Source organism: Variovorax sp. AC194 (assembly GCF_979257995.1).
On sequence record NZ_OZ409823.1, the window covers coordinates 4602988 to 4615429 of the forward strand.

The 12442-nt window shown below is 68.9% G+C and carries 11 protein-coding genes; 1 reads left to right on the forward strand and 10 read right to left on the reverse strand.

The window, feature by feature from the left end; genetic code table 11:
• Positions 1-7: 7 nt before the first annotated feature.
• The 10 genes from ACZYRS_RS21935 to ACZYRS_RS21980 all read right to left on the reverse strand — a co-directional run bounded on the left by ACZYRS_RS21935 (position 8) and on the right by ACZYRS_RS21980 (position 11382).
• Positions 8-1570 carry a DUF1800 domain-containing protein gene (locus ACZYRS_RS21935; protein WP_463420961.1) on the reverse strand — a complete coding sequence of 521 codons (1563 nt, stop codon included), beginning with the start codon at positions 1568-1570 and terminating at the stop codon, positions 8-10.
• A gap of 121 nt (positions 1571-1691) precedes the next feature.
• Positions 1692-2375 carry a DsbA family oxidoreductase gene (locus ACZYRS_RS21940; RefSeq protein ID WP_463420962.1) on the reverse strand — a complete coding sequence of 228 codons (684 nt, stop codon included), beginning with the start codon at positions 2373-2375 and terminating at the stop codon, positions 1692-1694.
• Between the two features lie 60 nt (positions 2376-2435).
• Positions 2436-3854, reverse strand: a complete 1419-nt coding sequence (locus ACZYRS_RS21945) for an MFS transporter (RefSeq protein ID WP_463420963.1) — start codon at positions 3852-3854, stop codon at positions 2436-2438.
• 69 nt (positions 3855-3923) lie between these two features.
• Positions 3924-5798, reverse strand: a complete 1875-nt coding sequence (locus ACZYRS_RS21950; RefSeq protein ID WP_463420964.1) for a bifunctional sugar phosphate isomerase/epimerase/4-hydroxyphenylpyruvate dioxygenase family protein — start codon at positions 5796-5798, stop codon at positions 3924-3926.
• A gap of 132 nt (positions 5799-5930) precedes the next feature.
• Positions 5931-6698, reverse strand: a complete 768-nt coding sequence (locus tag ACZYRS_RS21955) for an alpha/beta fold hydrolase (RefSeq protein WP_463420965.1) — start codon at positions 6696-6698, stop codon at positions 5931-5933.
• A gap of 15 nt (positions 6699-6713) precedes the next feature.
• Positions 6714-7922 carry an MFS transporter gene (locus ACZYRS_RS21960; protein ID WP_463420966.1) on the reverse strand — a complete coding sequence of 403 codons (1209 nt, stop codon included), beginning with the start codon at positions 7920-7922 and terminating at the stop codon, positions 6714-6716.
• The gene (locus tag ACZYRS_RS21965; protein WP_463420967.1) at positions 7919-8368 is read right to left on the reverse strand and encodes a carboxymuconolactone decarboxylase family protein; all 450 of its coding nucleotides are present in this window, start codon (positions 8366-8368) and stop codon (positions 7919-7921) included. Before ACZYRS_RS21965 ends, ACZYRS_RS21960 begins: the two co-directional genes overlap by 4 nt.
• Positions 8365-9576, reverse strand: a complete 1212-nt coding sequence (gene pcaB, locus ACZYRS_RS21970) for a 3-carboxy-cis,cis-muconate cycloisomerase (protein ID WP_463420968.1) — start codon at positions 9574-9576, stop codon at positions 8365-8367. Before pcaB ends, ACZYRS_RS21965 begins: the two co-directional genes overlap by 4 nt.
• A gap of 19 nt (positions 9577-9595) precedes the next feature.
• Positions 9596-10429: a shikimate dehydrogenase family protein gene (locus ACZYRS_RS21975; protein WP_463420969.1), complete on the reverse strand. Its 834-nt coding sequence runs from the start codon at positions 10427-10429 to the stop codon at positions 9596-9598.
• Positions 10430-10458: 29 nt separating this feature from the next.
• Positions 10459-11382, reverse strand: coding sequence for a shikimate dehydrogenase family protein (locus ACZYRS_RS21980; RefSeq protein WP_463420970.1), 924 nt, complete (start codon positions 11380-11382; stop codon positions 10459-10461).
• 198 nt (positions 11383-11580) lie between these two features.
• Between ACZYRS_RS21980 and ACZYRS_RS21985 the strand changes: the two genes are divergently transcribed.
• On the forward strand, positions 11581-12393 hold the full coding sequence (locus ACZYRS_RS21985) for an IclR family transcriptional regulator domain-containing protein (RefSeq protein ID WP_198785986.1): 813 nt from the start codon (positions 11581-11583) through the stop codon (positions 12391-12393).
• The last annotated feature ends 49 nt before the right edge of the window (positions 12394-12442 follow it).

Genomic DNA, 12442 nt, shown 5'->3' on the forward strand with positions numbered 1-12442 from the left:
CTTCTGCTCATCGGCGCATCAGCTCGGGCGATGCCAGCAGGAAGGTGTTCCACTCCTGCGGCGTCTTCGCCTGCGCGAGCGCCTCGCGCGTGTCTTCGCTCAAGCTGCCTTGCTTCGCGCGCACCGCGTTCGATTCGGCCAGTTGCGGAAACGCGGGCTTCTCCAGCGGCGCCTTGTCGTCGGCGCGGAACAGCACCGCGCCGTTCGCACCGATGGCCCGCGCGATCTCGAAGCGCGTGTTCATCTGCCCGGCGCTCGCCCATGCGGCTTCGTTGAGCGGATAGCCGTCGGGCGTCTCGTGCCCGTACAGCGGCTCGCCCATGCGGTTGATCCAGTTGAGCATCGGGTTCACATCGAGCGCCACGCGGTCGTCGTACGCGAGCCGCACGCCGGCCATCACGTAGTGCACCGGGTCGCGGAACTTGCGGCCGAGCGAGGCAGAAAATTCAGGTGACTCGAACAGTGCCCTCAGCGTGACGGCGATGTCGCCATCGCTGCGCGTGAAGGCCAAGGCCATGCGGTCGACCAGCGCGGACGGCGGTTCGTCGGCGACGAAGTACACCGCGAGCTTGCGCGAGATGAAGCGCGCGGTGGCCGGTGCGCGCGCGAGGCGATCGAGCGCCTCGTCGGCTTCGGCGAGGCCGCGCGTCTGGATCGGCTGGCCCAGCAGCGTCTTCGGGCCATAGTCATGCCGGTTCGGGTTGAACTCGAAGAGGCCCTTGCGCACATAGTCCGCGCGCACCGCGGGCCGGATGTTCGGCACCGCCTCGAGCGGCTGCAGGCTCACGCCCACGCCGGTGAGCACGAGCGCGAGCTCCTGCACGTCGGCCTGCGAATAGCCGCCGCCCACGCCCAGCGTGTGCAGCTCCATGAGCTCGCGCGCGTAGTTCTCGTTGATGCGGTTGGCCGCGTTCTGCGCGTTGTCCAGGTAGCGCAGCATCGCGGGGTGGTGCAGCGTGGCGCCGAGCAGGTCGCGGAACCTGCCGAGCACATGCGGGCGAATGGCGTTCTCTTCGTAGTCACCCACGAGCGCGCGGATGTTGTCCTTGCGCAGGTTGACGTTGAAGTGGTTCATCCAGAACCAGGTCATCTGCTCCTGCAGCTGGTTGGGCGAATACAGCGCGCGCAGCACGAAGCGTTGTTGCGCCTCGCGCGCGAGCCGGGTCAGCGCCTGCTGGTAGGCCTGGCGCGCGGCCTTCTTCTCTTCTTCGTCGGGCAGGGCATCGGCCGCCTTGCGCTGGGCGTCCAGGCCGATCACGAGCTGGTCGAGCGGTGTGCGCGAGATCGTCATCGCGTCGATCTGCGCCTGCGCGGCCGGGGGCAAGGGCTGTGGCTGCGGCTTCAACTGCCGCCCCATCCATCGCGCGAGGCCGGTCTTCGCAAGTTCGGCCTGGCTGCTCGCGTTCGCGCCCCAGGTCACGCGATCGAGCCATTGCAGCTGCGCGGCCGGGCTGTCGGCCGCGGTGCTGGACACCGACAGCGGGGGCGCATCGGATCGGAGCGATCCGGTCGTGCAGGCCGCCAGGGCGATGGCGGCCGACACCATGCAGAGACGGCCAAGATGCAGCATGGGACTCATCATGAACCGATCAACCCGCACCGGGCCGATGCGGTTGACGGTCGCTCGCCGTCGCTCAGGTAAAGCTGGCGGTCAGCTTCGTTTCAAGCCGAAACGAAAGCCAAAGGCCACGTCAGGCGCTGACGACCCGGCTGGGCTCCGCGCCGGCGATCTGCTTGAGCGCGCGCTCGAACACCTCGACCGGCTGGCCGCCGGAGATCAGGTGCTGGTCGTTGATGATGATCGCGGGCACCGAGTGGATGCCGGCATCGGTGTACATGCGCTCGCGCTCGCGGGTCTCGGCGGCGTATTCGTCGCTCGCCAGAATCTCGCGGGCCCGTGCCGCATCGAGCCCTGCTTCGGCCGCCGCGTGCACCAGCACCTCGGGGTCCGAGGGGTTCTGGCTGTCGGTGAAGTAGGCCTTGAGCAAGAGCTTCTTGAGCGCTGCCTGCTTGGCCGGGCTCTCCAGTTCGGCCCAGTGCAGGAGCCGGTGCGCGTTGAAGGTGTTGTAGACCCGGGGCCGGCCCTCGGGGCTGAACTCGAAGCCGACGGCCGCGCCGCGCTGGCGGATCATCTCGCGCGACTGGGCCTGCTGCTCCCGCGAGGAGCCGTATTTCTGGTTCAGGTGCTCGAAGGTGTCCTGCCCTTCGGGCGGCATCTGCGGGTTCAGCTCGAAGGGCTGGAAGTGCAGTTCCGCGGTGACTTCCGGTGCCACCCGCTTGAGCGCCGCCTCGAGCGAGCTCAGGCCAACGGCGCACCAGGGGCAAGACACATCGGAGACGAAATCGATCTTGAGGTGGGAGGAAGAGGTGGTCATGGGCGCCATTCTTCATGGCCCCACAACCCTTGGTGCGCGAAAGGTTTTCCGTGTGACGGCTCAGCTCAGCTGGGCCGCGGCCTTGGCAAGGCGGGCGTCCGAGAGCGTCTGCTCTCGCAGCCGGTCGTACTCGGCCTTCTCGACCGGCGCGGCCTTGGGATCGCCCAGGTCACGCATGTGAACGCGGTAGGTCTCCCGCGCGCTCATGGCCGCGAGCGCCGCGAGGATGGTCACCGAGAAAGTGATCGCGCCCACGGTGAGCCACACGTTGGTCGAGCCCGGAGGCGCCACGGCGGCGAACAGCGCGGGCAGGAGCGCGGTGAAGGTGGTGCCGATGTTCTGCGAGATGGCCATGGCCGAGACGCGGTTGCGGGTGCGGAAGAGCTCCGGATAGAAGCTCGGAAAGGTCGCGTTGTAGCCCTGGTACACGATGCCCCACATCAGGAGCGACATGCAGATCGCGAGCGGCACGTTCTTGATGCTGATCGCATACAGGTACACGAACGACAGCAGCCCCGAGGCCAGCGCGCCCACGATGATCGGGGGCTTGCGGCCGATGCGGTCCGACAGGTTCCCCACGAACGGAATCACCAGCACCGCGAGGATGTTGCCCAGCACGGGAATCCACAGATACAAGTCTTTCTGGAACCCGATACCGTAGGCCGCCTGAACCGCATACGCGGCACCGAACACGGTGGCCACCACCGGAATCACGTTCATGAGCGCCATGCACACCACGCGCAGCATGTCGGCCCAGCTGTCGGTGAAGGCCTGCACGATCGGCGACCTGGCCACTTCGCCCTTCTTGTCGACTTCGGCGAAGGCGGGCGTCTCGTCGACCTCGCGGCGGATGATGTAGCCGGCCACGATCACCAGGAAGCTCAGGAGGAACGGAATGCGCCAGCCCCACGAGTTGAAGGCGTCTTCAGGCATGTAGTGCGCGAGCGGCAGGAACACCGCGGCCGCCAGGATCTGCCCGGCCTGCACACCCTGCAGCGTGAAGCTCGCCAAGAAGCCGCGGCGCCCGAAAGGTGCGTGCTCCAGGATCATCGAGCTCGCGCCCGAGATCTCGCCCGCCACCGCGAAGCCCTGGATGAGCCGCAGGATCACCAGCAGCGTCGGGGCCAGCAGGCCGACCTGGTCGTACGTGGGCAACAGGCCCACGGCCACGGTCGAGAAGCCCATGAGGAACATGCACAGCACGAGCACTTGCTTGCGCCCATGCGTGTCGCCCCAGTGGCCGAGCACGAAGGCGCCGATGGGCCGCGCGACGTAGCCCACGCCGTAGGTCGCGAGCGACGCGATGATGGCGGTCTTGGGATCGCCCTTGGGAAAGAAGATCTGCGGAAAGATCAGCGCCGCCGCGGTGGCGTAGATGAAGAAGTCGTAGTACTCCAGCGCCGAGCCGATCCAGCCGCTTGCCGCGGCCTTCCTGGACTGGTGCCTGCCTTGCGGCTCTTTGGCGGATGTGTTGGCCATGGGTTTGTCTCCAGTGGTGATGCAGTGTGATGCGGTGATGCAGTGGTGCGGTGATGCGTGCGAAAGAAATCAGTCCTGCGCCTGCGACGCCATGCGCGCGGGTGCGTTGAGGGCGCCGTAGGCGTCGTAGTGGCCGATGCGCTGCGCGACCTCGAAGAAGAGCCCCCCCTCGAAGCTCTCGGTATAGATGTGCAGGTAGTCGCCGGCCGGCGAGCGGTCGAACAGCACGCCCGCCGCGCGCATGCGCGCGAGCAGTTCGGGCGCGAGGTCGATGCGCGTGGCCAGGTCGTCGTAGTAGTTGTCCGAGATCGGCACGAAGCGCGTGCCGTTGGCGCGCAGCTTCGCGGCCGCCGCGAAGATGTCCTCGCAACGCAGCGCGATGTGGTGCACCGCCCCGCCACCGGTCACGCTGAGCGTGCGCGCGGTGCGGGTGCGCTGGCTCAGCGACACGTTGAGCACGAGGCGCACGCTGCGCTCCGCGTTGGCGACACCGCGGCTGCGGATGAGGCCGAAGGGGTCGGCCAGTTCGAGGCTCTCGCCGGCTTCGAGCCCGAGCACGGCGCGCGTGAAGAGCACCCAGGTGTCGAGCTGGTCCACCGCGAGGCCGAGGGCCACGTGATCGATCTGCGCGAGGCCGGCGTCGTTGCTGTCGGGCGCATCGTCTTCGAGGATGAAGTCCGCTTCGTAGAGGCCGTTGGCGCCCAGCGCCTCGGGCACGAAATGGATCAGGTTGCCGCCCGGCGCCACGACCGCGGGCACGCGCAGTTCGTTGGGGCCGACGGGGCTGTCATGCCGCTTGGAGCGCATCGCAGTCGCGCGCCCGACGGCCGCCAGCGGATCGGCGCAGCGCACGCCGATCGCGCACACCGAAGTGCCATGCGCCTCGAAGCGGCCGCGCGCGAAGGAGTCGGGCTGCGCGTTCACGATGAAGTTGATCTCGCCCTGGCGGTACAGCGTCACCGCCTTGGAGCGGTGCTTGCCGATGCGGCGAAAGCCCAGTTGCCGCACCAGCGTGTCGAGCGTGCGCGCCGAGGCTTCGTCCGCCGCGAACTCGATGAACGACAGCCCCGAGAGCGCGGCCACCGGCGGCGGGTTGAAGAGCTCCACGCGCTGCGGCTGCACGGTGGCAATCCGCTGGCGCGCCTCGCTCTCCAGGTACAGCAGCGAGCGCATCGCATCGACGGCGGTGCGGCGGTTCGGCGTCTCGCGAAAGATGTCGTTGAAGATCTCCAGCGACAGCGGCCCGGTGTAGCCGGCGCGCAGCACCTGCTCGAAGAAACCGACGACGTCGAAATCGCCCTGCCCCGGGAACGAGCGATGGTGGCGCGCCCACTGCAGCACATCCATCGCGAGCAGCGGCGCATCGGCCATCTGCAGGAAGAAGATCTTCTCGCCCGGAATGTCGGCGATGCCCGCGGGATCGTCCTTCAGCGACAGCGTGTGGAAGCTGTCCAAGATCAGCCCGAGGTGCGCATGGTCCGCCTGCTTCACGATGTGCCACGCCTGCCCGTAGCGCGAGGTATGCCGGCCCCAGGCCAGCGCCTCGAAGCCCACGCGGAGGTTCCGGCGCGCGGCGCGCTCGGCCAGTTCATGCAGTTGCGCAGCGGCGAGCGAAGGGTCGTCGACGCACAGCGGCGAGGTGTTCGAGCAGCACAGCACCATCGGCGCGCCCAGCGCTTGCATCAGGTCGAACTTGCGCTCGGCGCGCTCCAGGCTCCGCAGGAACTGCGCCTGGGGCATGCCTTCGAAATCGCGAAACGGCTGGTAGAGGTCGATCGACAGGCCCAGGTCGGCGGCGATGCCGCGCAGCTGCGTGGCCGTGCCCTTGAAGTTGATGAAGTCGGCCTCGAACAGCTCGATGCCGTCGAACCCGGCGGCCGCGATGGCTTCGAGCTTCTGGCGAAGGGTGCCGCTGAGCGAGACCGTGGCGATGGAGCGATGCATGGGGTGGACTTTAGGAACCCCGGCCCCGCGCCACAATCTATTCGGGCGACGGCTGATCGATTATCGAACGACTTCGTTCATTAATCGCACGGAATACGGGATACACCTAGGTCCGAGGCCCCGCTAGGCCGCTCAAAGGCTGCGCCAGAAATCGATCAGCAGCTGCGTGAACTCGACCGGGCGCTCCACCGCGCTCAGGTGGGCGGCATCGATGGTGGCCAGTCGCGCGCCCGGAATGGCGGCGGCCATGGCCTCGGACATCGCCATCGGCGTGGCCTCGTCCTGCAGGCCGCCGATCACCAGCGTGGGCACGGCGATGCGGTGGTTGCTCTCGCGGAAATCGATGGCCGCGACCGCGTTGCAGCTCTCGATGTAGCCCTGCGCATCGGTGGCGACCAGCACGTCGTGCAGCGATTTCGCCGCGCCCGCGCCCTCGGGCGTGCCGACGTACGCCGGCGTGAGCCAGCGCGAAACGGCGCCCGGCGCGATGGCGCCCACGCCCTTGGCGTTGACCGTCTCGGCGCGCGCGCGCCACGGTGCCTGGTCGGGGTAGTGCGCGGACGAATTCGCGATCACCACGGTCTTGAGCAGCTCGGGGTGCCGCACCGCGAGCGCCTGCGCGGTCATGCCGCCCATCGAGAGGCCGACGAAGTGCACGGGCTCGCCGCCCGCCTCGCGCTGGATGAGCTCGGCCGCGTCCTGCGCCAGCGTCTCCACGCGCAGCGCGCCCGGCACCACCTCGGAGCCGCCGTGGTTGCGGTGGTCGTAGCGGATCACCGTGTGGGCGCGCGCCAGCAGCGCGGCCACGCCGTCCCACATGCGCAGGTTGCAGCCCAGCGCATGGCTGAGCACGACGATCGGGCCTTCGCCCTCGCGAACGACATTCAGGCGGGTGGTCATGGTGTGGTTTCCTTTTTACGGATGCTTGGGAGTTTGAAGACGCGGGAGCCAGAGGAACGCGATGGCCAGCAGCACGGCACCGGCCGCCAGCATCGGCACGACCATGGGCCACGCGCCGTTGGAGAAATCGTTGTCGACGAACAGCGCGGCGACCTGCCCCACGCAGAACGCGACCATCATCATGCCGAAGCCCGACCACGACACGGCCCGCCCCGCCAGGTGCGGCAGATCGCCCACCGCACCGGCCTGCCCGCAGGGCTGGTGGATGCCGTGGCCGAGGCAATACACCGCGTGGCCCGCGAGCAGCGGCACCGCACTCAGCGGCATGAGCCAGCAGCCCAGCGCCTGGATCACCGCGCCCGCCATGCTGAGCGACGCGCCCAGCCGCACGGTGCGCACCGGCCCGTAGCGCCGCAGCAGCGTGCGGCACATGGTGGTGCTGAAGATGTAGACCAGCGAGCCGCCGGCCGGGATCCACCCGTACCACGCGGGCGACCAGCCGAGGTAGCCGATGTAGACCATCGGCGACAGCAGCAGGAAGCAGAAGAGCCCGCCGTAGGTGGTCGCCGCCACCGAGGCCCAGGCACGGAACGAGCGGCTCGCGAACACCGCGCGCGTGCTGCCGCGCGGCGCGGACGATTCACCGGTGAGCGGCTTGCGCGTTTCGCCGAACGAGCGCCAGCACATCGCGAACAGCAGCGATGCATACGCTGCCATCGCGACCATCACCCAGCGCCAGCCCGCGCCCTGCACCAGCCATGCGCCGAGCAGCGGCGCCACGAGCCCGACCACGCCCAGCCCCGTGAGCCCGCGCGCCATCACATGCGGGCCTTCGTGCGCGGGATAGAGATCGCGCACCGCCGCACGCGCGCACACAAGGATCGCGGCCATCGAAAAGCCCTGCAGCGTGCGCCAGCCCGCGAGCACCGCCACGCTGCCCGCGAACGCGCCGCCGAATGCGGCGATCGCGTAGCAGGCCAGGCCCGCGAGCAGCACCGGCCGGCGGCCGAAGCGGTCCGCGAGCGGGCCGCACAGCAACTGCGCAAAGCCGAAGGCCAGCACGAACAGCGTGAGGCTGGTGCTGGCCGAGCCGAGCTCTTTCGCGATCGCAGGGAGCGCCGGCAGGTAGCTGTCGGTGGCCACGGGCTGCGCCGCCAGGAGCAGCGGCAGCATCAGCGTGAACGTGACGTCGAGGCGGCCCTTGCGGGCGACCGGCACGGTCACTGCGCTGCCGGTGCGGCGGCGGGCGTGGCGGGCAGCAGCCCCTTCTCGCGCAGGATGTTGGTGGCGATGCCGAACGCATGGTTGGCCACCGGCACGCCGCAGTAGATGGCGGCCATCATGATCACTTCCTTGATGTCCTCGGGCGTCAGGCGCGACTCGGGCGGGCCCTCGAGCGCGGCGCGCACGTGCATCGCGAATTCCTCGTAGGCGTGGATGCCCAGCATCATCGACAGCACCATGTAGCGGCGCGTCTTGTCGCCCAGCGCCGGGCGGCCCCAGATGTCGTTCCACGCGTGGCGCGTGATGAGTTCCTGGAACTCGGCGTTGAAGCCGTTGCGGTTGGCGAGCGACTTGTCGACCCAGGCATCGCCGAGGATGCGGCGGCGGTTGAGCAGGCCGTCTTCGTAGTCGCTGCTGCTGCTGCTGGGGGTTTCGGGGGCGGTCATTGAAAGAGTTCCTTGTCTGAGAGTCTGGCCTGCAGCGCCTTCACTTCGGCGAGCGCGACCTGGCCGGCGTTGATGGCGAGCCCGGGGTCGAACCATTCGTCGGCCGCGTCGCGCGGCAGTTCGGCGCGCAGGTGCTCGATGTTGGCACGCATGCGCGCGGCATCGACCTGCAGGCCCGGCAATGCGCCCGCCATCGCGCGCACGCTGCCGTGCGCCGACATCAGGAGCTGCGGCCATTCGGCGAGCTCCGCCTGCCACGCGCCGAGCGCGCGCTCGTGCTGCTGCGGCATCGCGCCGAGCAACGCGGCCACGCGCTGCGGCGCGCGATGCGCCGCGGCAATGGCGACCATCGACGCCACGGGGTTGCGTTTGTGCGGCATCGCCGAGGAGCCGCCGCGGCCCGGTTCGCTGGGCTCGGCGACTTCCGCGACTTCGTACTGTCCGAGCAGCGAGATATCGACCGCCACCTTGCCGAGGCTGCCCGCGATCAACGCGAGCTCGCAGCCGAGCGCGACCCATTCGTCGCGCTGCGTGTGCCACGTCGCGCCGGGATCGCCCAGGCCCAGTTCCTTGGCCATGCGCTGGCGCACCGCGGCGCCCAGCCCGTTCATCTGCGCGAGCGTGCCGACCGCGCCACCCAGTTGCAGCTTGAGCGCGTGCTTCGCGGCGTTGTGCAGGCGGATGCGGCTGCGCACCAGCGGCGCCGCCCAGCCCGCGCACTTGAAGCCGAAGCTGGTGACCGAGGCCGGCTGCATCAGCGTGCGCGCGAGCATCGGCGTCTCGGCGTGCTGCACGGCCAGGCGCAGCAGCGCGCTGACCGCCTTGGACAGATCCGCCGCGATGAGCGTGACGGCCTCGCGCGTGACCAGCGCCATCGCGCTGTCGATCACGTCCTGGCTGGTGCTGCCGAAGTGCACGAAGGGCGCGGCCTGCGCATTGAACAGGCCCACGGCCTCGCGCAATGCCTTGACCAGCGGAATGGCGACGCTGCCCGCGCGGCCGCTCTCGCGCACGATCTTGGCGACGTCGAACAGCTCGACCTTGCAGCTGCCGACGATCGAGTGCGCGGCGCTCTCGGGGATCAGCCCCTCGGCGGCCTGCGCGCGCGCAAGCGCGGCCTCGAAACGAAGCATCGCGTCGACGAACGCGCGGTCGCTGAAGGCGTCCAGCGTTTCGGAGGTGGAGAGAAAGCCTTCAAAAATGCTCATGCGATGGCCTTGGTGTTCATCAATATTTCAGCTGCGCAACGGCGCGCAGCTCTTCCGGGGATGCGGTGCCGAAGCCGAAGAATTCGAGGTACGCGGGGATCATCTCGAACAGCATGTCGGTGCCTACCTGCACCGCGCAGCCCTTGGCCTTGGCGGCCTGCAGCAGCGGCGTGTATTCGGTCTTCATGACGACTTCGCCGACGAAGGTGTGCGGGTCGATGCGGTCCACGTCGAAGGGCAGCGGGTCGCTGTCTTTCATGCCGAGCGGCGTGGCGTTGACCACCACGTCGTAGCCGGCCGGGTCCTTCGAGCCCGTGGCGACCTTCATCTGCGGGTAGTGCTCGCGCAGCCGCGCGGCCAGTGCCTGTGCGGACGCATCGCTCATGTCGAACAGCATCAGCTCGGCCGCGCCGGCTGCGGCAATCGACGCCGCGATGGCCGAGCCCACGCCGCCCGTGCCCGACACCAGCACGCGCGTGCTCTTGAAGAGACGCCCCTTGCGTTCCACGCCGCGCACGAAGCCCGCGCCGTCGAACTGGTCGCCCAGGAGCGTGCCGTCGGGCCGCTTGAGGATCGCGTTGCAGGCGCCCGCGACGCGCGCGGTGGGCGTCACTTCGTCCACCAGCGCCATCGTCGTGACCTTGTGCGGCATGGTCACGAGCGCACCGCGCAGGTTCGAGAACCGGAACACCTGCGGCAGCGTGGCCGCGTAGTCCTCGGGCTTCACGCCCATCGGCACCACCACCGCGTCGATGCCCTGCTTGTCGAACCAGGGGTTGTAGATCATCGGCGCCTTGAAGGCCTCGGTCGGGTAGCCGAGGTGGGCGATGAGCGTTGTCTTGCCGGAAATCATGAAGACCGTTTCTTGAAAAATGTGGAGGCTCAGGCGACGCTGGGCGAGTGGTAGCGCAAGGGGTTGGCGATTTCGGCGTGCATCGCCGGCGGGTAGACGATTTCGCGCAGGAAGTTCGCATCGGCCTGAAGCGCCGCGGCCGCATCGAGGTGGCCGAAGTAGCGCAGGTAGTGCGGCATCTGCTGGATCAGCATCTCGAAGCCGGCCTGCGCATGGAGCCCGCGCGCCCGCGCCGCACGCACCAGCGGCGTGGGCTGGTTGCGCAGGAGGATGTCGAAGAGCGCCGCGTGGCTTTCCATGCGCGACACGTCCAGCGGCAGCGCATCGCCCTCCACCAGCCCGAGCGGCGTGGCGTTGATCACGAGGTCGTAGCCCTCGGGCGCGTTGCTCTCGACCGCGACCACCGTGGCATCGAAGAAGGCATCGAGCTTGGCGGCCACGCCCGCCGCCTTGCCGGCCGCGGTGTCGTGAAAGGCGATGTGCTCGGCGCCGTTCACCGTGCCGCCCTCGGCCAGCGCCACGCCGATGGCCGCGGCGCTCACGCCCGCGCCCAGGATCAGCACGCGCTTGCCGCGGAAAGGAATGTTGCAGTGGTCGAGCGCGCCGATGAGGCCCTCGCCGTCGAACAGGTCGCCCTCGAGCTGGTCGCCCTCGGTGCGGCGCACCACGTTGACCGAGCCCGCCACGCGCCCGAAGAGGCCGCAGCCGTCGAGCAGGTCGACCACCAGCGGCTTGTGCGGCGGCGCGATCACCATGCCGCGCACGTTGCGCGCGAGAAAGGCCGACTTGAAGAACACCGCGAAGTCGCGCACCGGCACCTGCATCGGCAGCAGCACCGCGTCGATGCCGAAGCGCTCGAAGGTCGCGTTGAACATGCGCGGCAGCCGCACGTTGCGCACCGGATCGCCCGGGATCAGGTAAGCCTGGGTGCTGCCGCTGATGGATTGGCTCATGTGCTGGGTTCCGTTCGTCAATCGCTCTTTGAGGGGCGGATGGCCAGCTTTATAGACCCATCAGTTGACCTTTGCGGTGTCGAAGTTTACAAAACGCTCGCTGATCGATCACTAGAATTCAATAATCGATCAAACCAAGGGTTTTTACCCAGAATGAATGCAAATCGCCGACCCGCGGCCGGAGGCACACTCCCGACCATGAGCCAGGACAACAAGGACAGCACGGACCCCATCGACGACCAGTCCCCGCCCGCGGGCCTGGACAAGCGCGACTGGATCGCCGGCCTGGAGCGCGGCGTGAGCATCATCGAAGCCTTCGACGACGCCAACCCGCGCCTGACGGCCAGCCAGGCCGGCCAGCGCACGAACATGACGCGCACCGCCGCGCGGCGCTACCTCCTGACGCTGCAGCACATGGGCTACGTGGCGAGCGACGGCAAGCTCTTCTGGCTCACGCCGCGCGTGCTGCGGCTGGGCCGCTCGTACCTGGAATCGGCCCGCCTCCCGCGCGTGGTGCAGCCCTTTCTGCAGCGCGTGGCCGCCGGCACCAACGAGATCGCCTACCTCAGCGTGATGGACGGCGACGAGGTCGTCTACATCGCGCGCAACGGCCCCAACCGCAGCATGAGCACCGGCTACGTGCTGGGCGCGCGCGTGCCGGCGCAGGTCACGGCCTCGGGCATGCTGATGCTCGCGCTGCGCAGCGACGCCGAGCTGAACGCGTGGCTGGCCACGCGCGAGCTCACCGTGTTCACCTCGCACACCATCGCGAGCATGGAGCGCATGAAGCTCGAGCTGGCCCGCATCCGGGCGCAGGGCTGGGCGCTGTCGGAGCAGCAGCTGGACTTGAATTCGCGCGGCATCGCGGTGCCGCTGCGCGACCGCCACGGCGCGCTGGTGGGCGCGCTCAACATCACGATGCCGATGGGGCACGAGAGCTCCGAAGACGCGGTGGCGCGCGTGCTGCCCGTGCTGCGCGAGACGGCGCAGGCGATGCGCAACCTGATCTGAGGCGGGCCGGCCGCGCACCGGCCATGCCGGCGCTGTCGATGCGGCCTCA